This window comes from Streptomyces sp. HUAS ZL42, from assembly GCF_040782645.1.
Lineage (GTDB): Bacteria > Actinomycetota > Actinomycetes > Streptomycetales > Streptomycetaceae > Streptomyces.
Genome location: NZ_CP160403.1, coordinates 1,454,555 through 1,479,089, shown reverse-complemented (window position 1 = coordinate 1,479,089; position 24,535 = coordinate 1,454,555). Strand labels below are relative to the sequence as shown.

The 24,535-nt window shown below is 70.6% G+C and carries 17 protein-coding genes; 11 read left to right on the top strand and 6 right to left on the bottom strand.

The window, feature by feature from the left end; translation table 11 throughout:
* Nucleotides 1-198 precede the first annotated feature (198 nt).
* Nucleotides 199-1,017, top strand: coding sequence for a TIGR02452 family protein (locus ABZO29_RS06940; RefSeq protein ID WP_367319250.1), 819 nt, complete (start codon nt 199-201; stop codon nt 1,015-1,017).
* Here ABZO29_RS06940 and ABZO29_RS06935 read toward each other — a convergent pair.
* Complete coding sequence (locus tag ABZO29_RS06935; protein WP_367319249.1) at nt 1,002-1,448, bottom strand: type II toxin-antitoxin system PemK/MazF family toxin; 447 nt, start codon at nt 1,446-1,448, stop codon at nt 1,002-1,004. The two genes, ABZO29_RS06940 and ABZO29_RS06935, sit on opposite strands and share 16 nt — an antisense overlap.
* A gap of 99 nt (nt 1,449-1,547) precedes the next feature.
* A complete protein-coding gene (locus ABZO29_RS06930) occupies nt 1,548-1,757 on the bottom strand; it encodes a hypothetical protein (RefSeq protein WP_367319248.1) in 210 nt (69 codons plus the stop codon).
* Nucleotides 1,758-1,940: 183 nt separating this feature from the next.
* Here ABZO29_RS06930 and ABZO29_RS06925 point away from each other — a divergent pair, with 183 nt between their 5' ends.
* Complete coding sequence (locus ABZO29_RS06925; RefSeq protein ID WP_367319247.1) at nt 1,941-5,693, top strand: tetratricopeptide repeat protein; 3,753 nt, start codon at nt 1,941-1,943, stop codon at nt 5,691-5,693.
* Between the two features lie 80 nt (nt 5,694-5,773).
* Here ABZO29_RS06925 and ABZO29_RS06920 read toward each other — a convergent pair whose 3' ends face one another.
* The 3 genes from ABZO29_RS06920 to ABZO29_RS06910 form a co-directional block, all read right to left on the bottom strand.
* The gene (locus ABZO29_RS06920; RefSeq protein WP_367319246.1) at nt 5,774-7,261 is read right to left on the bottom strand and encodes an SPFH domain-containing protein; all 1,488 of its coding nucleotides are present in this window, start codon (nt 7,259-7,261) and stop codon (nt 5,774-5,776) included.
* Between the two features lie 155 nt (nt 7,262-7,416).
* Complete coding sequence (locus ABZO29_RS06915; RefSeq protein ID WP_367319245.1) at nt 7,417-7,635, bottom strand: hypothetical protein; 219 nt, start codon at nt 7,633-7,635, stop codon at nt 7,417-7,419.
* 26 nt (nt 7,636-7,661) lie between these two features.
* On the bottom strand, nt 7,662-9,086 hold the full coding sequence (locus ABZO29_RS06910) for an amidase (protein WP_367319244.1): 1,425 nt from the start codon (nt 9,084-9,086) through the stop codon (nt 7,662-7,664).
* A 307-nt stretch (nt 9,087-9,393) separates the two neighbouring features.
* Here ABZO29_RS06910 and ABZO29_RS06905 point away from each other — a divergent pair, with 307 nt between their 5' ends.
* From ABZO29_RS06905 to ABZO29_RS06865, 9 genes are all read left to right on the top strand, one after another.
* Entirely contained in the window at nt 9,394-10,782 is a 1,389-nt protein-coding gene (locus ABZO29_RS06905) for a glycoside hydrolase family 43 protein (RefSeq protein WP_367319243.1), read from the top strand.
* Nucleotides 10,783-10,882: 100 nt separating this feature from the next.
* Nucleotides 10,883-11,611, top strand: a complete 729-nt coding sequence (locus ABZO29_RS06900) for a DUF2637 domain-containing protein (RefSeq protein ID WP_367319242.1) — start codon at nt 10,883-10,885, stop codon at nt 11,609-11,611.
* Nucleotides 11,612-11,806: 195 nt separating this feature from the next.
* Entirely contained in the window at nt 11,807-11,935 is a 129-nt protein-coding gene (locus ABZO29_RS06895) for a hypothetical protein (protein WP_367319241.1), read from the top strand.
* A gap of 164 nt (nt 11,936-12,099) precedes the next feature.
* Complete coding sequence (lanL, locus tag ABZO29_RS06890) at nt 12,100-14,874, top strand: class IV lanthionine synthetase LanL (protein WP_367319240.1); 2,775 nt, start codon at nt 12,100-12,102, stop codon at nt 14,872-14,874.
* Nucleotides 14,871-16,772, top strand: a complete 1,902-nt coding sequence (locus ABZO29_RS06885; protein ID WP_367319239.1) for an alpha/beta hydrolase family protein — start codon at nt 14,871-14,873, stop codon at nt 16,770-16,772. Before lanL ends, ABZO29_RS06885 begins: the two co-directional genes overlap by 4 nt.
* Before the next feature lie 147 nt (nt 16,773-16,919).
* Entirely contained in the window at nt 16,920-17,069 is a 150-nt protein-coding gene (locus ABZO29_RS06880; protein ID WP_367319238.1) for a hypothetical protein, read from the top strand.
* A gap of 41 nt (nt 17,070-17,110) precedes the next feature.
* Nucleotides 17,111-17,263, top strand: a complete 153-nt coding sequence (locus tag ABZO29_RS06875; protein WP_367319237.1) for a hypothetical protein — start codon at nt 17,111-17,113, stop codon at nt 17,261-17,263.
* Nucleotides 17,264-17,354: 91 nt separating this feature from the next.
* Entirely contained in the window at nt 17,355-19,091 is a 1,737-nt protein-coding gene (locus ABZO29_RS06870) for an ABC transporter ATP-binding protein (RefSeq protein ID WP_367319236.1), read from the top strand.
* A gap of 1 nt (nt 19,092) precedes the next feature.
* Nucleotides 19,093-20,829 (top strand): ATP-binding cassette domain-containing protein, encoded by a 1,737-nt coding sequence (locus ABZO29_RS06865; RefSeq protein ID WP_367326066.1) that lies wholly within the window; start codon nt 19,093-19,095, stop codon nt 20,827-20,829.
* Between the two features lie 520 nt (nt 20,830-21,349).
* On the opposite strand, the gene ABZO29_RS06860 is transcribed toward ABZO29_RS06865, so the two are convergent.
* On the bottom strand, nt 21,350-24,418 hold the full coding sequence (locus ABZO29_RS06860) for an AAA family ATPase (protein ID WP_367319235.1): 3,069 nt from the start codon (nt 24,416-24,418) through the stop codon (nt 21,350-21,352).
* Nucleotides 24,419-24,535: the final 117 nt, after the last annotated feature.

Below are 24,535 nucleotides of genomic sequence, written 5' to 3'. Positions count from 1 at the left end.
CAGTGGCACGTTCCGGGTCGGTAATCCGCGCGTTCCGGGCGTTTCCAAGGGCTTTCCCGGTCGTTCCCGCGGTCGGGAAACTCTGTTGCACCGCATCACCAGCATCACCCACGATGCGTTCATGAGCACGACGGGGGAGACACGGGGGATCGGAGAGGTCGCGCGGTGCGCGGTCATGGCGCTCACGGGGGTGGCGCCATGAGCGCGCGCCTGCGGGGCATCGCGCAGGAGACCGAGCGTGTCGTGGCGGCGGGCGGCTATCGCGCGGCGGACGGGCGCGAGGTGTCCCTCGTGGCGGCGATCGAGGCCGCCCGCAAGGGCACGCGGATGGTCGGGCCGGACCCGGTGCCGGTGCCGGACGCTCCCGCGGTGGACACGTCGGTCGAGGTCACGGGTGAGAGCAGCTTCGAGGCCGCCCGCCGGCTCGCCGCGCAGCCGGTCGCCGTCCTCAACTTCGCCTCCGCGCGCAACCCCGGGGGCGGCTACCTGAACGGCGCGCAGGCCCAGGAGGAGGCCCTCTGCCGCGCCTCCGCGCTCTACACGTGCCTGCTTCGGGCCCCGGAGTTCTACGACCACCACCGTGCCCACCGTGACCCGTTCTACACGGACCGCGTCATCCACTCACCGGCCGTGCCCGTCTTCCGGGACGACCGCGGCCGACTGCTGGACGAGCCGTACACGGCCGGATTCCTGACCGCGGCGGCACCGAACGCCGGGGTGGTCCTGCGTACGGCGCCGGAACGCGCACCCGAGCTGCCCCATGCCCTCGCGGTCCGCGCCGAACGGGTGCTGGAGACGGCCGCGGCCCACGGCTACCGGCGGCTCGTGCTGGGCGCCTGGGGCTGCGGGGTGTTCCGGAACGACCCGGCGCAGGTGGCGGGCGCCTTCCAGGCGCTGCTGGGCCCCGGCGGGCGGTTCGCCGCGGCCTTCGAGCACGTGGTGTTCGGAGTGCTGGACCGCACGCGGGGGAGCGTGGTGCGGGGCGCCTTCGAGCAGGCGTTTCAGGTCCAGCCGTAGCGTTCGTGCAGCCGGTGCCTGACCAGGTTGAACCGCATCCGGTCCAGCGCGCACGCCTCCCGGCGCATGCCCTCCTCGTGCAGCCGCAGCACGCGGTCCACGTCCACCCATGAGTCCCGGCCGGACCGGTCCCAGGGCCCGCTCCCGATCGGCACCCACTCGCGGTCCCCGTCGTGCCGCTTGCTGGACAGCTGGACGGCCAGGAAGGTCCCGGCCCCCTCCCGGGCGACCACGAGCACCGGGCGGTCCTTGCCGCGCCCGTCGTTCTCCTCGAAGGGAACCCACGTCCAGACGATCTCCCCGGGATCCGGGTCGCCGTCGTGCGCGGGCGAGTACTCGGTGCGCACCCGGCCGACCGCGCGCGGGTCGGCCTCGGTGGTGGCGGTGGGGCCGTGGCGGCCGGGGAGGTTCTCGTCGATAAACGCGGTCACGAGGGCACCTTAAGGGACTTGATACGCGGGAACGCCCCGAGGCCGTGTCGGCTCGGGGCGTCCTGTGCGAGGGGATGTGGTGCCGAAATGGTCACGCGGTCAGTTCTCGTCGGTCTTGTCCGGTGCGATAATGGCGTCGAGCTTCTCGGCGATCAACAGCGCCACGGCGATGCCGGCGAGGGTGCCGAGGCTCGAAGACTGTCCCCAGGTTTCCATCAGGTGTTCGATCGTCGAACGGGTGGTTGCGCCACCGGTCGCGGAGATTCCCACGATGGTGAGGGAACGCAGGGACAGACGCATGTGCTTCATGGTTTCCTCCGGGTGTCGTGCTTTCGGCGTCCACGATCAACCCGTGTCCTACGAAACTTTCCTGCCGGGCGAACACCGCATCGTGGTATGCCCCAGACCTGGGGGGATCGTTGACTGTTCGCCGGCTGCCGGCGAACACCGGGCCGTCGGCGACCGCCCAGCCGTAGGGGACGAGGGAGAGAAATGACGAACCAGCGCCGTCAGGTGCTGTACGGGGCCGCACAGGACCTGTTCGACCTGCTGACCAAGCTGCGGGCGGACAAGCCGTCGCTGTCCCTCCGTCAGATCGCCGCCAGGACCGGTATGTCGGCGGGCTACCTGAGCGAGATCCTCGCGGGCAGGAAGACTCCGAAGCCGGACAAGGCGGAGCGGCTGGCCCTGACGCTGGGCGCGAATGCCCGAGAGACTGGTGCGGCACGCCATCTCGCGGAACGGGCACAACTGGAGCCGGCACAGCCGGTGGCCGAACCGGACGCCCCCTACCGGCTGCAGTCCATGACATCGGGGGCCGCCCCGCCCCCATCAGGTACCTCACCGAGCCGTTTGCTGTCCACGGCCGGCGCGGTCGTCCCGTTCTTCGGTCGTGATGCGGAACTGCTGACGCTCACCGAGTGGCGCGACGACCCGGACTGCGCCACCGGAGCCCTGCTGGTCCACGGCAGCGGTGGCCAGGGCAAGACGAGGCTCTCCCAGAAGTTCGCCGCACAGTGCCCGGGATGGGCTGTGGTGCAGGCCCGGCACCGGACGGAGCCGGCTCCCCGAGTCCGGCAGGTGTCCCGCAGCCGCCTGTCTTCGGCCACCGGTGTCCTAGTCGTCGTGGACTACGCGGAACGCTGGCCCGCAGAGGACCTCCTTGTCCTGGCCCAGGATCAGCGGCTGCACGGCGGTGGCCCGCTGCGCCTGCTTCTGATCGCCCGCCCCGCTGGTGCCTGGTGGGAGGTCACTCGAACACGCCTGCGCAGACTGGGCCTGACGGTGGGTCAGATGGAACTGCCGCCCCTTGCCCTGAGCCCGGAGCAACGGCGGGAGGCGTTCATCGCCGCTCGCGACGCTTTCGCCGCCGAACTCGGCGTCGAGGCGACTCCCGTCGATGTTCCCGCGCACGTGGGGGGTGAGACGTTCGCCCACGCGCTGAGCCTACACATGGCCGCACTCGTCGCGGTCGACGCGCACGCGCGGGGCGAGCGGTCCCCAGCCGATCCGCTCGCCCTGTCGGCGTACCTTCTGGACCGCGAGCGGGACTACTGGCACAGCATGCACGAAAAGCCCGGACACCCCCTGCGCACCCCTCCGGCGAAGTTCGCCAGGGCCGTGTTCACGGCGACTGCCTGCGGGCCACGCACATATGACGACGGACTTGTGCTTCTGCGCGCCGCGGGAGTCTCCGACCAGGGCACCGAGGTGTTGGACGACCACTCGGTGGTCTATCCGCCGCCCGACGACGGTAGCGTCCTCGCACCGCTCGCTCCGGACCGCTTGGGCGAGGACTTCCTGGCTCTGCAGACGCCCGGACACGGCCTGCCCGAATACCGAGGCGATCCGTGGGCGGCTACGGCCGTCGAACGCCTGCTGCTGGGCGCCGCATCCGAAGCAGTGCGGCCGCCGCACCCCGCCCGCCGTGCGATCACCGTGCTGATCGAAGCGGCGCACCGCTGGCCGCACCTCGTGCACACCCACCTCAATCCCGTCCTGAGACAGGCCCCGCACCTGCTGCTCATGGCGGGCAACGCCGCCATGATCCGCTTCGCGGACCTCCAGGACATCGACATGAGTGTCTGCGAGGCGGTGGAGGACCTCCTCATGTCCCAGCGGCACATCGGCTTGGACAGCGGGATTGCCGCTCTCGTACGGGCCCTGACCGAATGGCGCACGGCGGAATCCCCCGATGTCACGAACAGGGCGCACCAGATGATCAACCTGGGATGGCGGCTGGCGATGGCGGGCCGGTTCCAGGAGGCGCTCTCGGCGACGGAGCAGGCTGTCGACCTGCTGCGCTCTTTGCCCGCGGATGCCCACGCTGACCAGGCCCCGGCCCTCGCCGCGTCGCTGCGCAATTTGGGCGTCTGGCTGGCAAACGTCGGCAGGGACGAGGAGGCGCTGCGTACCTGCCGCGAGGCGAGCGAGGTGTTCGGACGACTCGCGGCATCCGACTTCGACCGCTACCAGGGCGACTACGCGACGGCGCTGAGCAACGAGGCGCTGCGGCTGTCCCGGCTCGGGCGGCATGACGCGGCGATCGACACCGCTCGGCGCGCCGTCGATCTCCACCGCGAGTACACGGAACACCACGCCCTCCATGCGCCCTATTTCGCTTCCGGGCTGAACAATCTGGCGGGAATGTTGCGGGAAAGGGACGTCGCGCAGGCAGTGCGTCTGGCGGTGGAGGCGGTCGAGGTCGCCAGGAATGCGGCGCTGCTCCAGCCGGCCGCACACACGCCCACGCTTGCCGCGGCCCTGAACACGGCGTCGGGAGTGCTGACGGAGGCGGGCCGACACGATGACGCCGTGGCGTCCGCAGAGGAGGCGGTGGCCCTCTACAAGCTGTCGGCCGCAGCCAATCCTGATGCTTTCGGCCTCAAGCTCGTCACCGCGCTGGGCAACATGAACGCTGCCCTGGGACTCGCCGGACGCACGGACGAGGCGCTGTCCGCAGTGGCGGAAGCGGTTGCCACGTGTCGGCAGGTACTGGACGCGAACCCCAGCGCCTATGACGCGCAGGTCAGCCTTCCGCATCTCCTGTACCGGCTCGCCCGCTGCCACGCCGAGGCAGGCCACACCGACGCCGGGCTCGATGCGGCCATGGAGGCGGCGCGACTGACGCTGGACGAAGAAGGGCCGGACCTCCTGGAGCAGGCGGTGCCGTTGGCCCAGCTCCTCGGCTCCCTCGCCGCCAAGACCGCGACCCAAGGCCACTCGGAGGAGGCACTTCCAGCGAATGTCGCACGCGCTGAGATCCTGCGTCGCCTGGCCGCGCATGATCCCGCGGCACACGAGGCCGAGTTCGCCGTCGCCCTGGTCAATCTCGGGGCCCGTTCGGTGAATCTGGGTGATACGGACGCCGCGATCCGGGTCTTCGACGAGGCCGCCCAGATCCGGCGTCGCCTTTACGACGCCGACCCTGCCACGCACCGTGCGACGCTGCGGTCGGTGCTGTACAACCTGGCGGCGACGTACGCCCACGCCGAGCGCTGGACGGAGACCGTCGAGGCGGCGGCCACAGCATTGGGCCTTGGGGCCGACGGCCTTGCGGACGACGACCTCGGCTTCTCGTTCGTCCATCTCCTGGCGACCGCGTATGCGGCTCTGTTCGAGGAGTCCGGCCAGGAGACTGCCATGCGAGCTCTGGAACTGGCCGCCCCGCTGATCGAAGCTTGTGCAGCCCGCGACGAGGACCGCTTCATGGGAAGTTACCTAGGGATTCTGAGCGCGCTCATGGTCGCCCGGTGGCGTGCGGGGGACCGTGAAGCGGCCCTGGACGCAGGAGCAAGGGCCGTGGAGTTCCATCGCAAGTGGAGAGAGTCCTCGGCCCCTGTGGACACGAGGTTGGCGGCCACCACCCTCCTCGGCTACGGCGTCAGGCTGCGCGAGATGAACCGGAACACGGAAGCCGTGCTCGTGCTGCGGGAGGCGGTCGCCGCCTTCCGAGAGTACGGCCAAGGCGACGCCGGCGAGGCCGAATCGCGGCTCGCCGACGCGCTCCACGAGCTGGCCAAGGCTGAGATCTCGACCGATTCCGACGTGAGCGCAACGCTGCAACAGTTGACGGAGGCCATGGAGATCCGCATGAGGCTCGTGCCGCAGGCGCCCGACGAGCACGTTCCCGAGTTGGCTGCGTTGGTCCGCACTGCCGCGGACGCCGCGGACAACGCCGGGCTGCACGAACTCGCCGAGGAGTTCCGAGCTCAACTGTCCGACACTCTCGGTATGGAGGGCTGAGCGGGGCTCCCCCAAGTACACGGCGGTGCGCCCCGAGTCGGGGAGCACCGCCGTCGTACGAACGTCAGAACCCGGACTGCCTAGCTCGATTCCGTGTCCACCGGCACCTTTTGCGCGGGCGGAGTCCCGGCCCCGTTCAGCGCCGAAGTCCCGTTCGTGCTCTGCCCGTTCTGGTTCATCGACGCGAGCAGCTGACGGGCCAGGCCCAGGCCCGTGCCACCCATCGTGAGCGCCTTCGCGAACAACTCCGCCATGCCGTCGGCGCCGTTGAGCAGCACCATGTTGTCGACGTTGCCGAAGGCGGACGCACCCGCCCGGACGATCTCCGGCCACTTCTCGGCGAGTTGCTGGGCGACGACGGCCTCCTGGTTCTCGGCGAGGGCGGCGGCACGGGCTTTGATGGCCTCCGCCTCGGCCAGACCCTGTGCCTTCGCCGCCTCCGCCTCCGCCAGGCCCTTGGCCTGGGCGGCAGCCGCCTCGGCCTCGCCTGTCGCCCGGGTCGCCGCGGCGGTCGCCGCACCACGGGCCTGCGTCGCCTCGGCCTCGGCGCCCGCGGCCGTCTTGACCCGGGTCGCCTCGGCCGCCGCCGCGAGCTCCGTCTCCTTCGCCTTGGCCTGTGCCGCCGAGATCCGCGCGTCGCGCTCGGCCTCGGCCAGCGTGCGCTTCTCGTAGGCCATCGCGTCCGCGGGCTTGCGGACGTCCGCCTGGAGCTGCTGTTCGCGCCGGTGCGCCTCCAGTTCGGCGACCCGGGTCTCCTGGACGACGACCTCCTGGCGGGACGCGGCCGCGGCGAGCGGACCGGCCTGCTGTGCCTTGGCCGCCGCCTTGTCGCGCTCGGCCTGATATCCCGCCTGCAGGATCTCGCTGTCCCGGGTGGCCTCCGCCATCCGCGCGAACGACTGCTGCTCGGCCTCGGTTGCGAGACGGTTCGCCTCCGCCTGCGCGATCCGCGCGTCCCGCTGCACCGCCGCAGCGTGCGGGGCGGCCAGATTGCGGATGTAGCCGGTCGGGTCCTCGATCTCGTGGATCTGCAGCGAGTCCACGATCAGGCCCAGCTTCTCCATTTCCGTGCCGCACGCGGCACGCGTCTGCCCGGTGAGCTTCTCCCGGTCCCGGATCATGTCCTCGACCGTCAACCCGCCCACGATGGACCGCAGATGACCGGCGAAGACGTTGTGCACCCGCTCCGACATCAGCTTCTGCTGGTCGAGGAAGCGACGGGCCGCGTTGGCGATCGACACGAAGTCGTCGCCCACCTTGAAGATGACCACGCCCCGCACCTTGAGCGGAATGCCCTGGTGGGTCACGCAGTCCACATGCAGTTCGGTCTCGTTCAGGTCGAGCGACAGCTTGCGCACCACCTGCACACCGGGCAGCACGAGCGTGCCGCGCCCAGTGACGATGCGGAATCCCATGCCCTCCTCGAGGCCCTCCGTACGGTGCTTGGAGCCGGAGATGACCAGTGCCTCGTTGGGTTCGGCGACCCGCCACATCATCTTGAACAGACCGATCAGAACGAGGACGGCGACGACCGCCGCCCCCGCAACGACGCCGACAACCATCGGCATACGCCCCCTTTGCATGGTGCCCTTTCGGCACCGAACGAAGGGAGTGTGCTCCTGCGCAGGCCCGGGGTGAAGACGCTTACGGAACCTTGTCGAAGTCTTGACGCGACGCCTCTCACCTGGGAAGAGGCCGGCTCACCTGTGGCGGGCCGCGGCGCTCAACCCTCGTACGCGGCAGTGACGTAGACCGTCCTGGGCGGCTGGTACTCCACGACCATCACCACCGTGCCCCGCTCGATCCGGTCCGTCCCGGAGGCCGGGTAGGCCAGGAAGTGCTCGGCCCCGCCGCGCACCCGGACGATCACCTCGCCGACCAGCCCGGGCCCGATCGTCCCGGTGACCCGCCCCATGAGCCCGACCATCGACGCATCGTCCATGGTCACAGGGTAGGGGCGGAACGCCGTCACACGGCCGGTGTTTGCGCGACGGCCGGCTCCGGCGGCCAGATCTCGTGCCAGCGCAGGTCCGCCTCCAGCTGCGCGGCGAGCGACACCAGCAGCGGCTCGCTGTTCGCCGGACCCAGGAGCTGCGCCCCGACGGGCAGACCGCCGGAGACGAAACCAGCCGGGACGTTGACGCCCGGCCAGCCGAGGACGTTCCACGGCCAGGCGTAGGGGCACGCCGCGATCATCGCGCGGTCGGTGGCCAGACCGCTCAGGTTCAGCATCGAGCCGATGCGCGGTGGGGGAGCGGCCGTGGTCGGCGCGAGGATCACGTCGTACGACGTGAAGAACCCGCCGATACGACGGTGCAGTACCGCCTCCGCGCGCCGCGCCGCCCGCAGCGGGGCCCCGCCGAGGAGGCGCCCCAGGCGGGCGGCGTCACGGGTGCGCCGGTCGAGGAGCGAGGGGAAGGGCGCCTCCGCGACCCATTCGGAGAGCCCGACCGTCGCCCGCGGCACGAAGGTCAGTCCGATCTGCCCGTACGGCGGGTCGGCCTCCTCGACGGTGTGCCCCAACGCGGCCAGTTTCTCGGCGAGTTCGACGACCCGGGACCGTACCTCCGGCTGGAGCCGTGCGGGGACGGCGGTGAACGGTGGCTTCAGGGAGAGCGCGATGCGCAGCCTGCCGGGATCGCGGCCCACCGCCTCCGAGACGTCGACGGCCGGCGGGCGGTGCGGGTCGCGCTCGTGGTTGCCGCTCGCCGCGTCCAGCAGCAGGGCCGCGTCCGAGACCGTGCGTGCCAGCGTTCCGTTGACCGTGATTCCCTGGAAGGACTCGCCGCGCGGCCAGGTGGAGATGCGGCCGCGCTGCGGCTTGATGCCGATCAGATGGGTCCAGGAGGCGGGGATCCGCACCGATCCGGCGCCGTCCGAGCCGAGCGCGGCGGGCACCAGACCGGCGGCCACCGCGGCCGCCGAACCCCCCGACGAGCCGCCCGGCGTGTGCCCCGCGCTCCACGGATTGCGGGTCGCGCCGAAGGCCGGCCCCTCGGTGAAGGGCCACTGCCCGAGCTCGCAGGTGTTGGTCTTGCCGACGATGACGGCTCCGGCCGCGCGTAGCCGCCGTACCGCCTCGCCGTCCGCGGCGACCGAGGGGTGCGCGCCCTGACAGCCGAACGCGGTCGGCTCGCCCGCCACGTCCATGTCGTCCTTGACGGCCACGGGCACGCCCAGCAGCGGCCGTTGTGTTCCGGCGGCCAGTTCGCGGTCCGCCGCCTCGGCCTCGGCGAGCGCCGCCTCCGTCCGCACGACCCGGAAGGCGTTGAGGGTGCCCTGCGACGCCTCGATCCGTGCGAGGGCCTCCTCGACGAGCGCGCGGGACGACACCTCTCCGTCGGCCAGCGCTTGGGCGGTCTCCGCCAGGCCTGCGGCACGGTCGAGGGTCATACGGCACCTCCGGGACGACGCTGTCTACCGAACGGTAACCTCTGGCGGGCGGCGGCGGAACGTCCTTCGCCCGAGAGAGGGCTTTCCTCGTCCGAGAGAGGGCTTTCCCCCTGCGGCAGAGATCTTTTTCCTACGGGAGCGTGTCATCCCGGCCGCCACAGGTTTCCCACAGGGCAAACCCCGTCCTGCGCAAAGCATTGACGCCCCCGGACCTCACCCCTACCTTCTGATCGACTTTCCGAACCTAGTTCGGTATATCGAACTCGCGAGTCGCAGGGAGACTCCTGAGTCCAAGGGAGAGCCGCCCGTGTCCACACGTCCCCCGACGCCGTCCCGCCGTACGCTGCTGCGCGCGATGGCCGTCCTGCCCGCCTCGGCCGTCCTGCTGGGCGAAGCACCCGGCCTGCTCGGCAGCGCGTTCGCCGCGGCCCCGCCGAGCGGTTCCGCCACCCGCTACACGATCGTGCCGTTCCTCAACAGCAACGACGGCACGGTCAACGTCTACCAGTCCGACGACGCCACCGACTTCCGGCTGGTGAAGTCCTCCGCCTACACGCCGCCGAGCAACCGCATTCGCGACGCGAGCGCCTTCAAGCACACCGACGGTTACTACTACATCACCTACACCACCCACACCTGGCAGGACGTCAGCACGACGATCGGCTTCGCGCGCAGCGCCGACCGGGTCAACTGGACGTTCCTGTACGACTACACGGTCCCGATCAGCAACCTCTCCCGCGCCTGGGCGCCGGAGTGGTTCGTCGACAGCGACGGCAGCGTCAACATCATCGTGTCCTGCTCGGTGACCAGCGACCAGTGGATCTTCACGCCGTACCTGCTGAAGGCGACGAACTCCTCGCTCACGGCGTGGAGTTCACCTGTCGCCCTGTCCGGCATAGGGCCGAACCACATCGACACGTTCATCGTGAAGATCGGCTCGACCTACCACGCCTTCACGAAGAACGAGACGACGAAGTACATCGAGTACGGCACCGCGTCGAACCTCACCGGCCCCTACACGATCACCAAGACCGGCAACTGGGCCGGCTGGGGCAGCTACCGCGAGGGCCCGGCACTGGTGCAGCTCGACAACGGCGGCTGGCGGCTCTTCTTCGACGGCTACGGCGACGGCAACTACTACTACAGCGACAGCTACGACACGTTCGCCACCTGGAGCGCCCCGAAGGCACTGCCGTCGATCTCGGGCACCGCACGCCACTTCACCGTCATCAAGGAGACGGTCTCCGGCGGCGTGAGCCTCGCGAAGAACGTGACCCGTTCCTTCCAGTCCGCCAACTACACCACCCGCTACTGGCAGGAGCAGTCCTCCCTCCTCAACCTCCCCGTGGTGACCGGCTCCAGCACGAGCGCGGAGAAGCAGGCGTCCACCTTCACGGTCGTGGCCGGCCTCGCCGACTCGGGCGGCTACTCGTTCCGTGACGCGGCCGGCAACTACCTGCGGCACTACGGCTTCCGGGGCCGCTTCGACGCGAACGACGGCACGACGACCTTCGCCAAGGACGCGACGTTCATCGCCAGAACGGGCACGGCAGCGGGCTCGATCCGCTTCGAGTCGTACAACTACCCCGGCTACTACCTGCGCCACTACGACTACCAACTCCGAGTGGACCCGGCGGACGGGACGGATCTGTTCCGGCAGGACAGTTCGTTCGTGCCGGTGACGGCCTGGGCCTGAGCTGCACCCTTGCTGACCTGGGAAGTTGCGCCGACGGCTGCGGAACGCATCCCTCCACTTCCCTGCAATTCCCGGGAGTTCCCGGCCAACTGTGCAATAGATGCGCAATGATCTTGCTGGCTGGGCTGTATCGCTCAGCGGGCAGCGCACGTTGGACCGACGAGTCCGCCAAGTTCCCAGTGCCGCAGGTAAGGGCCGGATGAGGCGGCGGCTCGAAGAGGCGGCGGGACTCGCTGTCGGCCGACGTGCAGTGGGTCTCGAAGTGTGGTTGCGGCCCCTGTGTGCGCTCGTCGTCGCAGGGGCCGCCGCCTGCGATTCGTACGTGCATCAGCGGGAGTTCGCTCTGCAAGGCGGAGCGGACACGGTGAGTGCTTTGTTGTGGCCCCTGTCGGTGGACGGCCTCTTGCTCCTTGCCACCCGCCGAGCTCGATCGGCCATCTGGTTGGCCTTCTTGCTGGGAGTTGCCGTCTCCCTCGCCGCGAACCCTCACCTGGGCCGTGACCGATCCCAAGATCGACGACCGGCAGGTGCCGGCCGCCCTGATCGGCAACGAACCACATCTGGCCGCCGCCCGGCCGGGCCGGCTGATCCTGGCGGACAAGGGCCACATTGCTACCGAACTCGACCGCTTCCTCGCCGCCCGCGGCGTCAGCCTGCTGCGGTCCTCCTACCGCAACCGCGGCATCCCGCACCCGGCGGAGCCCCTGCCCTTCCGCGATGGCACCAGCACCCGCCCCCGAGACCCGAACGACCCCGCCACCAGGACATATACCCAACAAAAGAGGAACCCGGCACTAGCGGGCCAGGTTCAACCACCAAGGCGCGCTGACACCCGATCCACGGAGAGGGCCCGCATGCTCCATACGTCTGGGTGCGAAATCCGTCGTGCAGTAAGCCCGCCAGGTCAACTTTTCGTCAGTCAGAACCGGTTAGACAACCGAATTAGGGGTTTCCCCAATGCTAGGGCGGAGGGGCGGTTGCCAGGATCGTGTCGTCCGAGAAGGAACGACCAGGGAGTGAATCTATGGACACCGAACTCGAGTCGCTGCAGATGCTGATCGAGCCGACCGCCGCCGGCCCGGAACCCGACAAGGCCTGTGGCTTCACCATCGGTTGCGTCATCACCATCTCGTGGACCACCGAACAGTGGTAAAGGTCCTGCCCTCCGTGTAGATCCGTGGGGCCGTGTTCCCCGCTCGGCCCCACGGGCATCCGCCGGTTCCCGCAAGTCCCAGCGGACCGCGCCCACGCACGGCACCGGTTGCTGCCCACCTCCTGCTCACTCATGCACGTCTCATCCTGGAGTACTCAATGTCGGTGAACGGCCCTGGAGCCGGAGGCTCACGATTTCCGCTGCAGGCGCTGGTGCGCCTGGTCCTGGACGACGAGGGCGTGCAGGACTGGGGGCTGGCCGAGGGCGACTTCTGGTGCCGGGTGGGCCCGGTGACGGAGGAGTCGAAGCGGATCCAGGGATGGAAGCTGCACCTGTCGGCGACCCCGCTGTCGGCGCCTGAGGTGCTGCACCGCGCCGCACGGGTGCTGGTGCGCAAGGGGTGCTCGTTCAAGTTCGCCGCGCGGGCGGAGTACGTCGAGGAACTGACCAGCATGCGCTCCGACCGGGCTCAGTGCGGCAAGTTCATCACCGCCTATCCGCATGACGACGACCAGTTCCGGGAGCTGGCCGAGGAACTCGACTTCGCCACGGCCGGACTGCCGGGGCCCGCGATCCAGTCGGACCGTCCGTTCCGGAAGGGCAGCATCGTGCACTACCGGTACGGCGCGTTCCTCGGTGTCCCGCATGTGACCAATGAGGGTGTGCGGCAGGTCCGGCTGGAGGCGCCCGACGGCAACGCGGTCGAGGACCGGCGCAACCCGTGGTTCTCCCCTCCGCCCTGGGCGGAGCTGCCCTTCCCCGGTGCACCTGGCCGGCCGGGCGTGGCCCCCAAGACCCCGAAGAAGGTGCTGCTGCACGACAGGTACGCCGTCCATGAGGCGATCCGGCACTCGGCGCGAGGCGGGGTGTACCGGGCGCTGGACCAGCAGACGGGCCAGGAGGTCATCGTCAAGCAGGCTCGCGCCCACGTCGGCGGCGGGTACAGCGGGCTCGACGCGCGCGACGGGCTCAGGGCCGAGGCGAAGGCACTGACCGAGCTGTCCGGACTCGGCGCGGAGCTGGTCGAGCTGTTCGACCAGGACGACCACACCTTCCTGGTGGAGACCGTGGTACCGGGCGTCACCCTGCTGGGGTGGCTGCAAGAGCGTTACTCGGAGCTGGAGGACCAGAGCCTGGGGCTCTCCTGCGACCTGGTGAGGGACACCGCCCGCCGGCTGGCCGCTCTGCTCGGCGACATCCACGGCCGGGGCCTGGTGTACCGCGACTTCACTCCCAACAACGTGATGGTGACGCCGGACGGCCAACTGCGCCTGATCGACCCGGAGTTCCTCGGCAAGCCTGGAGTGTGGGACCACCGGGCCTACACCCCGGGGTTCGCCGCGCCCGAGTACGTGTCAGGGCCGACGTACGGCCCGGTGCCCGGGCAGAGCATGGACCTGTTCGCTCTCGGGGCGATGCTCTTCCAGATGGCGACCGGCATGAACCCGGCGCTGCCGCCCGACCAGCCTGCGGACCAACGCACCGCGCTGGAACGGCTCGACGGCCTGCTTGCCCTGTTCACGCACCGCGGCGCCGCGGCGGCGTTGCTGGCACCGGCCATCCGCGGGCTGTGCGCGCAGGACCCCGAACAGCGCTGGTCGCTGGAGCGGCTGACGGCGTATCTCGACGAGACGGAGTCTCAGCCGGAACCGGTGCGGCCGGCAGCCACCGGTCCCGCTGCGGAACCGCCGGCATCAGGCCTGGACCCGGCCCTCACCGACCGGCTCATCGACGACGGCCTCGCCCATGTGCTGTCCACCATGGCCAAGGGCGACGCCGAACGGCTCTGGGACAGCACGTCCTTCGGCGCCACCACCGACCCGTGCAACGTGCAGCACGGCGCGGCCGGCGTCCTGACCGTTCTCACCCAGGCCGACAAGGTCCTCGCCCGCGAAGACCTGTGCACCGCCATGGCCGACACGGCCGCGTGGCTCGACATCCGCGGCGATCGGCAGGCCACCACACCGCTGCCCGGTCTGTACTTCGGCAGGGCGGGCACCGCCTGGGCCGTGTACGACGCCGCCCGCCACCTGGGAGACACCGCACTGGCCGAACGCGCGGCACGGTTCGCCCTAACGCTGCCCGTCCGCTGGCCCAACCCGGATCTGTTCCACGGAGCAGCCGGAGCCGGCCTGACCCAGCTGCACTTCTGGCGGGCAACCGGTCGGCAGGAGTTCCTCGACCGTGCCGCGGACTGCGCCGACGGTGTGCTGGCCGCAGCCCAGCACACCGACGACGGGGTGTTCTGGCCGGTTCCGTCGGACTTCGACTCCTCCCTCGCGGGCATCACCCACCTGGGATACGCCCACGGCGTCGCCGGAGTCGGCGCCTTCCTGCTGGAGGCCGCGCTGGCAACCGGCCGGGAGGACTGCCTCGACGCGGCGCGCAAGGCGGGCGAGACCCTCGCAAGCACTGCCGAGCACGGTCCGTGGGGTGCCCGCTGGCGCGTCGACCGGGCCGACGAGGACGGCACGGGAATGCTCTACCACCTGTGCAGCGGCGCCTCGGGCGTGGGCACCTTCCTGATCCGGCTGTGGCGTGCGACCGATGACCCGGTGATGCGCGAACTGGCGGAGGACGCGGCCAAGGCCGTCCGCCACGCCCACTTGTCCTCGGGGACATCGATCTGCCACGGACTCGCCGGAAACGGCGACTTCCTCCTCGACATGGCCCAGCTGCTGGGCGGCCCGTACCAGCGGTGGGCCGAGGACATCGCCGCCGCCCTCCACGCACGGCACGCTCTGCACGAAGGTCGGATGCTCGTCCCGAACGAGACCGGTATGCAGGTCACCGCCGACTACGGGGTGGGGCTGGCCGGGGTGGTGGCGTTCCTGCTGCGGTTGCGTCACGGCGGAACGCGTCCCCTCATGGTCGACACCGCCTGGCCGCTTCCCGAGCAGGGTACGAGCATCATCGGGACGGCTGGCGCGCTGACATGACGCCTCGTATCGTCTCGCGCGGCGCTGTGGTGTTCTCCGCAGGCGCACTGCGCGCCGCGTGCCTGTGCAAGGACGACCGGGGCGTCGGCCATCTGGAAGTCTGGGAGCTCGCTGACGACGGTCCCCGGCGGACCCTGCGCGTCCCGCTCACCCATGACATGGAAATGCCTCAGGCCGTGGTGCTCGACGACGGCCGGGTGCTGCTCTCCTGGCATGGACTCGGCGGCGCCCAGCACTATGAGCTTCTCGGCGAAGACGGCCGACGGCTGGCGCTGCGGACCAGCGAAACGCCGCTTCGGCTGGTGCCGGGGCTGTCCCGGAACGACTGGATCGCCACGGCGATCGCCACCGAGGCAGACGGCTCTTCGACGTTCTACCGGGTGGATGCGGACGTGTCGCCCACAGAGGTGGCGCGCGTGCCCGGCCGCATCGGAGGGGTGGCCGTCACCGGCGGCCTGCTGATCGTCACCGCCGTCCTCGACGGCACGCCGACCCCCCTGGTCATCGATCCGGATCCGCCGGAAGACCGCAGGAACCGCCTGCTCGCCGAGTTGCCGCCCGCCAGGGCCTGTCATGTCGTACTCGCCGGCGCGGACCAGGTCCTTGTCGCGGCCGACACCGAGGCGGGGATGCGGCTGGGGCTGGCCCGCACCTCCGGCTGCGCAGGCATACGTCTCCTTGACGGCCCTCGCGTCCAGGACGGTGTCATGAGCCCGGTAGCGCTCGATCCCGAAGGGACGGCGACGGCCACGGTGGTGACCCGTGGAGCACGGTCGGAACTCGTCCTGTACGACATCGAGTCGGACACGGTCCAGCACGTCGACATGCCCCCGGGGCAGCTGGACCCCGTGGCGGCGTGGACCAGCCGCGGACTGTGGCTGCCGTTCTCCTCACCGACCCGGCCCACCGCCTTCGGCTGGGTTCCGCCCGGTGGCCGGGAGCTCCTGCCCTGGCAGCCGGAGGACCCCACCGGGGTGGTGTGGACGCCCGGGCGACTGGAGACCTTCCATGGCCCGGCGGGTCCGATCGAGGCCGTCGTGTACGGCCCGGACTGGCGGACCAGCCGCCGCGTGGTGATCGCCCTGCACGGCGGTCCGAACCGGCACTGGACGCTCGGCTTCGATCCGCTGCTGCAGAAGCTCGCCGCCGCCGGCCTGGCCGTGATCGCACCCAACCAGCGCGGCAGCACCGGATACGGAAAGGCCCACGAGGACGCCATCCGGGACGCCTGGGGCGGCCCCGACCTCGCCGACATCCGCGCCCTTCGCGACACCATAGGCACGGTCCGGGCACCGGACGCCGACCGCCCTGCGGTCTACGGCATCAGCTACGGGGCCTTCCTGGCCCTTCTCGCGGCAGCCGCCGATCCCGACGGCTGGTCGGCCTGCGTGGCGGTCGCCCCGTTCCGCTCGGCCGCCAAGCTGTACGAGGAGGCGTACCAGCCGACACGCAACCTGATCGACCGGCTGCGCGGCCACGGTGAGGTGGACGACGGCCTCGGACCGCGCGACCTGGACCTGCTGGTGCCGCGTATCCGGGCGAGGGTGCTCATCGCCCACGGTCGGCTCGACGAGACCATTCCCGTCTCCCAGTCCCGGGCACTGGTGCACCGGCTGATCGACGCGGGCCATGGCGACATCACCTACCGCGAACCCGCCAACCGCGGCCACATGACGTTCGGCATGCACGAGGGCGACCCGCTGGGACCCGAGATCACAGGCTTCCTGGCACGGCCTGACCACCTCCGGGCGGAACCCTCCGCTTCGGCGCGCGGGCACGACGGCCGCGCCGGGACCACGGTCGTGAACGGCGACTGCGACCAAACCACCGAGAGAGGAGGTGAAACACATGGACATGGAGTTCGAGATCGACGCTCTGCAGCTCTTCCAGGGCGATGAGGCTTCCCTTGCCTATGAAGACCCGACCAAGGGGATGTGCACGTTCAGCTGCAACATCGCTTCCTGCAAGGTGAGCTGCGCCCTTTCCTGCCTCGTCACCAGCTGAGCCGGTGACAGATGAACTGGTTCCCCGAGAGGAGGTGAAACATGGATATCGAATACAGCATCGAGGCGCTGCAGCTTTTCAAGGGCGATGAGGCGGCGCTGTCCGGATACAGGGAGTGGGTCTGCGCGTTCAGTTGCAACGTCGTTTCCTGCGAGGTGAGTTGCGCCCTCTCGTGTCTCGTCACCAGCTGAGCCGGTGACAGATGAACTGGTTCCCCGAGAGGAGGTGAAACATGGATATCGAATACAGCATCGAGGCATTGCAGCTCCTGGACAGTCAGGAGAAGCAGCTCGCCATCAGCCCGGATGGGAAGTGCCCCACCAGCTGCCTCTTCACGTGCGTCGGCACGTGTGAAGGACTCAGCTGCAACATCAGTGCCTGGTGACCGACTGAACGGCCGGGCGTGGAGATGCTCCACGCCCGGCCGTGCTCGTGGCACCGAAAAAAGCCGCATCATCCATGGATCGGAGTCGGATTTGGCCTCCTACGGCAGCCGTGAGCTGCTGCTGAGCACAGCACAACGCATACGCGGTCCGCTGACCGCGATCGTGGTCATGATGGCGGGAAGCGCCGTGCTGACCCTGGCCACCCCGGCCCTGCTCGCGTCGGCCGTGGCGGTGGCGCTGGAGGGCGGCGACATCGTCCGCCCGGCGACACTGCTGGGGCTGGCGATCGTCGTCGGCGGACTGCTGGAGGCCGTACTCGCCCTGCTGGGCGCCTCGGCCGCGGGCCGGGCGGGCGTATGGCTGCAGACCCGTACCGTGCGGCACCTGCTGACGCTGGGATCCCGCTCGCCCCTGCCGCCGGGAGACGCCACCGCCCGGGTGGTGCAGGGTGCGCCCAGTACCGCGAACCTGCCCGTCGCGCTGGCGGGTTCGGTGGTCTCGCTGACCGCTTCGCTGGTCGCGCTGGTGCTGCTGTGGCGGATGGACTGGTGGTCGGGCCTGGCCTTCACACTGGCGTTGCCCACCGTGGTACTGATCGCTAAGCGGTTCATCGGGGGCGCGACGGCCGCGCAGGCCGAGTACCTGGAAGCACAGTCGGGCATCGCGGCCCGGCTGCTGTCCGCGCTGGGCGGGGCACGTACGATCCGGGCCGCGGGCACGGTCGGCCCGGAGAGCGAACGCGTACTGCGCCCGCTGCCCGAGCTGTCCGCGGCGGGCCGGTCGCTGTGGAGCCTCCAGCGGGGTGCGGTGTGGCAGTTGAAGCTGCTGACCCCGCTGGCCCAGGTGGTGGTCCTGACGGTCGCGGGCTTCGGTGTGTCCGCCGGACGGGTCGGCCCGGCGGAACTGCTGGCGGTCTCCGGATACCTGACGATGGCATCCGGCGCGCTGGGACAGATCGACGTCCTGCTGCAGATCGCCCAGGTACGGGCGGGCACCGGCCGGCTGGCCGAGATCCTGGCCGATCCCGCGCCGGTGAGCGGTACCCGGCAGAGCCCGCAGGACGGCCCCGGCGCGGTCCGGCTGCGCGACGTGACGGTCACCCGGGACGGCGAACCCCTGCTCGACCACCTCGACCTGGACATCCCGGCCGGAAAGTCCGTGGGGCTGGTCGGCCGTTCGGGCGCGGGCAAGAGCCTGGTGGCCTCGTTGATAGGCCGGCTGACCGACCCCGAGTCGGGCCATGTGCTCCTGGACGGAGTGCCGGTCGACGAGCTGAGCCTGGCGGAGCTGAGCCGCCGGGTCACCTACGCCTTCGACCAGCCGGCTCTGGTCGGCGGGACGGTGCACGAGGCGATCGCGTACGGCCGTGCCGAGCTGACCCGCGCCGATGTGACGGCCGCGGCTCGAGCGGCGCACGCCGACTCCTTCATCCGGCGACTGCCGGAGGGGTACGACACCCCGCTGGACCGGGCGCCGATGTCCGGCGGCGAACGCCAACGCGTAGGTCTGGCCAGGGCGTTGGTCCGCCCGGCGCGGGTATTCGTGCTCGACGACGCAACCTCGGGACTGGACACCGTCACCGAGGCGGAGGTCACCGAGGCGATCACGACGATGCTCCGGGACCGCACCCGCCTGGTCGTCGCCCACCGGGCGGCCACGGCGGCCCGCTGCGATCTCGTGGCATGGCTGGAGAACGGACGCGTCGTGGCGGTCGCGCCGCACGCCGAGCTGTGGCAGGACGGCGGCTACCGGGCGGTCTTCGCGGACGGCGGGGACACCACCCCGGCGCCCCAGGCACCACACGGGCGGGAGACGACACGTGTCTAGCATGGTGAGCGGGGACGGACTGCGACTGCTGAGGTCGGGGCTGCGAGGCAGCCGGTCGCCGATGCTCAGGATCGCGGGCTGGTCGGTACTGGAGGCCTGCCCGGCGCTGGCAGCGGGCTGGGTGACGGCGACGGCGATCGACCGGGGCTTCCTGGCCGGACGCCCCTTCGCCGGTCTGGGCTGGCTGACCCTGCTCGGCGTGCTCTACGTGGTGCGGTCGGCGGCCGAGCGAGCCATGTTTCCCCATCTGGCCGAGGTCGTCGAGCCGTTGCGCGACCACTTGGTGCGCCGACTCGTAGAGTCTGCGCTGCGGCAGGCCGCGTCCGGGAGCGGCAGCACCCCGGACGCCGCCGGAGTGGCCCGGCTGACCGGTCAGGTGGACTCCGTGCGCGGGCTGGTCGCCACGCTGCTGCGTACGGCCCGGCCACTGGCCGCCACACTGCTTGCGGCGATCATCGGGCTGGTCACGCTCAACCCCGTCGCGGCCGCGCTCGTGCTGCCCCCCATGCTGCTCGCCCTGCTCGTGCTACCCCTCACGCTGCGCGCGATGTCGCGCAGGTTCAGAGCTTCCGTCCTGGCCGAGGAATCCGTGGCCGTGCGCACCGGGCAGGTGCTCGACGCCCGGCACGACATCTTCGCGCTCGGCGCACAGGACCGTGCCGCCGGGGAGGTCGAGGAGGGGGCGCTCGGGTACGCCCGGGCCGGCGTGGCGACGGCCCGCTTGAGCGCGGTGCGGATCCTCATCGTCTTCCTCGGTGGACACCTGCCGCTGCTGGGGCTGCTCCTCGCCGGGCCGTGGCTCGTCTCGAGCGGAAGGATCAGCGCGGGCGCACTGGTCGGAGCCGTCACCTATGTGACGGGATACCTGGTGGCGGCGTTGCAGGCGCTGACCGGGTCGGTCGGCGGCCAGTGGATTCACCTGGGCACCGTTCTCACCCGGCTGGCGGAGACCACCGCAGCGCCCGGGACATCCGACGCGCCCGCCCCGGCACACGCCCCCACTCCCGAGGGCTACGAACTGAGCGTGGACCGCCTCACCTTCGGCTACGGTCCGCATGCCGAGGCCGTGCTGCACGATCTGTCGATGTCCGTTCCGGAGGACGAGCATCTGGTGATCGTCGGTTCCAGTGGCATCGGCAAGTCCACTCTGGCGGGCTTGCTGGCGGGCCTCGCAGCCCCGGACTCGGGCACCGTGCGACTCGGCGGGGCCGACGCCGCCGTACTCGACGATCGGCTCAGAAGCCGGACGATCGCGCTGGTCCCGCAGCAGGCGTACGTCTTTCATGGCACGGTCCGCGAGAACCTGACCTACCTCAACAGCGAGGTGACCGATGCCGAACTGGCCCGGGACGCTGCGTTGTTGGGCGCGAAGGCCGTGATCGACCGCCTCGGCGGCCTGGACGCCGAGATAACCGACCCGGCCACCCAGTTGTCCAGTGGGGAGGGCCAACTACTGGTACTTGTACGGGTATTTGTGTCACCGGCGAGGGTGGTCATCCTCGACGAGGCCACGTGCCACCTCGACCCGCCGGCCGAAGCACGTGCCGAGAAGGTCTTCGCCGACCGGCCCGGCACACTGATCGTCATCGCTCACCGCATCGCCTCGGCCCATCGTGCCGGGCGGGTCCTCCTGCTCGACGGCGACCGCGCGGACCTGGGCACCCATGGCGAACTCCTGGTGCGCAGCACCGGCTACGCGGACCTCGTCGGCCGCTGGCGACCCGAGGACGCAACATAGTTCGAGCCGGTCGCAGACCAGCATCAGCACGTCACCCACGCCGCGGATCTTGATCTCGGTGAGGTGCAGCCGTTGTGCGAGCAGCGCGGCCGGCCGGAGAACGCCCCGTCGAGTTCGAACGGATCATCCAGGACGCGCGAGCCCGGACCGATCAGGAAGGCCGGGCCGCATAACCAACGTCTCTACGAAACCAGGGATTGACACCGCAGCAACGCTCCCCCTCTTGTGTGGGCGGAATCGTGCCTCGCCAAGAGCTGCCATTGGCTCGCCTCAAGCCCTCCGACGCGCTGACGGGCTGCAACTGACGCGCCCCCGCCCGCGTCACGTCCTGTGCCGCCGTCCCACGGGTCCGGATGAGGGCGCGTTCGGTGACGGCCAGGGTGTGCAGACGTGGTGAGCCAGGCACTGGCGTAGCGGCCGGCATCCGCATTGGTGGGGATCTCCTCCGCAGGCCCGGTTCGGCGAAAGGCGATCGAGTGACCGCACGCGCAGCGGTGCTCGGGCGTCGCCCGTCTCAGGCTCAGGCGGGGGACTCCTGGCCGGTCTGCGGCCGCAGTGCGGTGACCAGGGCGACGCGGGAGCGTACGCCGACTTTGCGGAAGATGCGGGTGAGATGGGCCTCGACGGTCTTGGGGGAGACGACGAGCGCGCGGGCGATGTCGCTGTTCGACATGCCAAGGGTCACCATGCGGGCGATCTCCCGCTCGCGGACGGACATCTCGGGCAGTGGGCTCTCCCTCTCCCGGACCGAACGAGGCTGGTGGGCTCCCAGCCGGCGCTGGATGTCCACAGCCTCCCGGTACAGGCGGCGGGCCCCGGACGCCGCCGCGAGGTTCTTGGCCCGCTTGGCCTGCTCCAGTGCCTTGTCGTATGCCTCTCGGGAGAGGAGTGTTCTGGCGAGCAGCAGCCTTGCCTGGCACTCCATCAGGACCAGCCCGCCGGCGCTGAAGCCGACGACGGCCTCGTGCAGCGGGCCGACCGGGTCCAAGACACTGTGGGCCCGGGCGAGGGCGGCAAAACCGCGCTGCCCCGGCAGGCCCAGCAGGTCCGCGTCGGCGGTGGCGCGACGTGCCCAGTCGGCTGCCGCTCCGCGATCGCCCAGGGCCGCCGCGGCCCTGGCCCCCAGGGCGTACCAGATCGGCCGGATGCATCGGGCGGTGCCGGGATGTCGGGTGTGTTCGGTGGCGGACCGGGTCAGCTCCAGGCAGTCCACGGGCCGTTCCTGCGCGAGCCGGACATCGGCGAGCACCCCGGCGGTGACCGCCCACAGCCTGCCTCCCGCACCGAGTTCCTGGACGGCCCGTTCCGCGATGGGTGAGGCGGCGCCCGGGCCGTCCAGCAGCGAGGTCGCCCATGCCCGCAGGGCCAGGGCAAACCCGAGCAGGGCCGGCCGCTTCATCCAACGGGCGTCCTCCTCGGCGCCCTCGGCCGACCGCACCGCGTCCGTGAGTCGGCCGACGCTGACGCTGGCGTAGGCGTGGGCGAGCCGCAGGTAGGGCAGGATGAACAATTGCCCTGAGGCATGGGCGAGCCGGATACCGCGGGCCATGTGGCGCAGCGCGTCGTGATGCAGCTCGGCGAGAGCCTCGGCCCAGCCCAGCTGGGAGAGGGTGTCCAGATGCGGAGTGAGTTCCGCGTCGGCAATCGAGTCCACCAGCGCGCCGGCCTCCCGGGCTGAACGCAGCAGCACCGGGACCTCTCCCTCGAAGGCGGCGCAGTGCGTCAGGCAGACCATGGCGGCCATGCGTACCGGGTAGGGCGGGTCGACCGGGGCGGTGGTGCGATAGGGGTTCCCCGTATGCGCCGTGTCCGCTGTACGCGCCGACTCCGCTGTATGTGCCGTGTCCGCCGCACGGTTGTGCCGGTCCTCCCCGGCCGGCGCCTGCCGCAGAGCCTCCTCCGCCAGCGACCGTGACCTGGGAAACGCCCGGCGCAGCAGACTGACCGTGGCCAGTTCCAGACGCAGGGGCGCGCTCAGCGCGGCGTGATCCTCCGGCGCCAGGGGAAGCTCGGCGAGTTCGGCGAGTTCGGCCTCCAGGAGGGCCTCGGCCTCACGGTAGTTGCCGAGATGGCGCTCCATCATGGCCTGGAACGCGACGAGTTCGACGTTGTCGCGGGTACGGGGCAGCCCGGCCGGCCGTGGGATCCGCCGCAGCAGCTCCTGGCATTCGCGTAGCCGCCCGATGGTCCCCAGTGACTGCGCCAGCGACTTCATCAACGGCAGCCGCAGCCCGTCGCCGTCCCCGCGGACCAGGCTCAGCGCCGTGCTCAGCCACGACGCCGCGGCTGTGGGTTCGCTCCACCGCACCTGCTCGGAGGCCGCCATCAGCAGACGGACCGCGTCGTGGTCGCCCGTCGTGGCCGAGCGCGCGACATGCGGAGCACGCTCCACCGGACCGGCGCCGGTTTTCCGCAGAATGCGGTCGGCGCGCGCATGGGCGTCCCGGCGCCAGCTGTGCGGCGCGCGCTGGTAGACGACGGCGCGTAGCACCGGATGGCGGAGCCGGCAGCTGCGGCCATGGGTGTGGTCGGCCCGTATCAGGTCCAGGGCGATCAGACGGTCGAGGGCCTTCGCCGTCACCGTCTGGGCCCGGTCGGCCAGATACGCCAGGTGAGCGGGGTCGAACTCCTCGCCCAGCACCGTCGCGGCCCTGAGGATCTCGTGCTCCTCGGCGTCGAGCAGGGTGAGTTCACGGGCGATCGCTGTTGCCGCCACCGTGGCCGCCTCGTCCGACAGTACCCATGGGGTGGTCCCGCCGGGCGGCATCAGCGGTCCCGGCGACAGTGACAGCACCCGCATGTAGAACGGGTTGCCTCCCCCGGCTTCGTACAGCAGCCGCTGGCGGTCGGCGGTCGTCCCCGGTCCGAACAGCTCACCGGCCGCGCTGCGCGGCAGCGGGCCGAGCGCGACCCGTTCCACCCGGTAGGCGTCGTGTGGGTCCGCGAGGCTCGCCATCAGTCCCGGGGATCCCTGGCCGGGACGTACGGAGCACACGAGGATCAGCGGCGTTCTGGGACGAGGACGGCGCAGCAGATGGATCAGCAGATCGAGGGAGGCATCGTCCGCCCACTGCAGGTCGTCGAGGCAGACTGCCAGACGGCGGCGATGTCCGGCTGCCGAGAGCAACTCGGCGATCGCTTCGAGCAGTTGGTCCCGCTCCGCACCCTCGGGCCCCGGCGCCCGAGGGACGCCCGACGGACCGGCCTCCGGGAAGTGACGGAGCAGCAGAGCCCTGTCCGCCGGAGTGAGGCCACTGAAGGCGTCGGGAAAACCGAGGGCCTTGGCGACGGGTGCCGCGAAGGCCGCGAACGGGCGATGCCGGTCCGGCCCGGACGCTCTGCCCGACAGCACGGCCACCCCCGCCCGTTCGGCCTGCCCGGTCCATTCGGTCAGCAGCCCGGTCTTTCCCGCGCCTGGCTCACCGGTGATCTCCAGCAGCCAGGGCCCCGTGTGCGTCCGTACGGTGAGCGTGTGCCGCAGCCGCTCGACCTCGCGCTCACGGCCGACCAGCGGTGGTACCTCGGAGGCGGACACCTCCCGGTGCAGGGGTGCAGGTGGGGCCGCGGCGATCGGACGTGCGTGCTCCAACGGATGTCCTCATCTCCAGATCGTCGTACTGCATCTCGAGCTTTGCCGAGCCGTGAGGGGGAGACATCGGGGTAATTACGTACGCGCTTTACGCAAGTCTCGTGTCAGGCGACCGCT

Coding starts and splice junctions, on each gene's coding strand:
- ABZO29_RS06940 (WP_367319250.1), top strand. CDS start 199: ATGAGCGCGCGCCTGCGGGGCATCGCGCAGGAGACCGAGCGTGTCGTG.
- ABZO29_RS06930 (WP_367319248.1), bottom strand. CDS start 1,757: ATGAAGCACATGCGTCTGTCCCTGCGTTCCCTCACCATCGTGGGAATC.
- ABZO29_RS06925 (WP_367319247.1), top strand. CDS start 1,941: ATGACGAACCAGCGCCGTCAGGTGCTGTACGGGGCCGCACAGGACCTG.
- ABZO29_RS06920 (WP_367319246.1), bottom strand. CDS start 7,261: ATGCCGATGGTTGTCGGCGTCGTTGCGGGGGCGGCGGTCGTCGCCGTC.
- ABZO29_RS06915 (WP_367319245.1), bottom strand. CDS start 7,635: ATGGACGATGCGTCGATGGTCGGGCTCATGGGGCGGGTCACCGGGACG.
- ABZO29_RS06910 (WP_367319244.1), bottom strand. CDS start 9,086: ATGACCCTCGACCGTGCCGCAGGCCTGGCGGAGACCGCCCAAGCGCTG.
- ABZO29_RS06900 (WP_367319242.1), top strand. CDS start 10,883: ATGCGCAATGATCTTGCTGGCTGGGCTGTATCGCTCAGCGGGCAGCGC.
- ABZO29_RS06895 (WP_367319241.1), top strand. CDS start 11,807: ATGGACACCGAACTCGAGTCGCTGCAGATGCTGATCGAGCCGACCGCC.
- ABZO29_RS06885 (WP_367319239.1), top strand. CDS start 14,871: ATGACGCCTCGTATCGTCTCGCGCGGCGCTGTGGTGTTCTCCGCAGGC.
- ABZO29_RS06880 (WP_367319238.1), top strand. CDS start 16,920: ATGGATATCGAATACAGCATCGAGGCGCTGCAGCTTTTCAAGGGCGAT.
- ABZO29_RS06875 (WP_367319237.1), top strand. CDS start 17,111: ATGGATATCGAATACAGCATCGAGGCATTGCAGCTCCTGGACAGTCAG.
- ABZO29_RS06865 (WP_367326066.1), top strand. CDS start 19,093: ATGGTGAGCGGGGACGGACTGCGACTGCTGAGGTCGGGGCTGCGAGGC.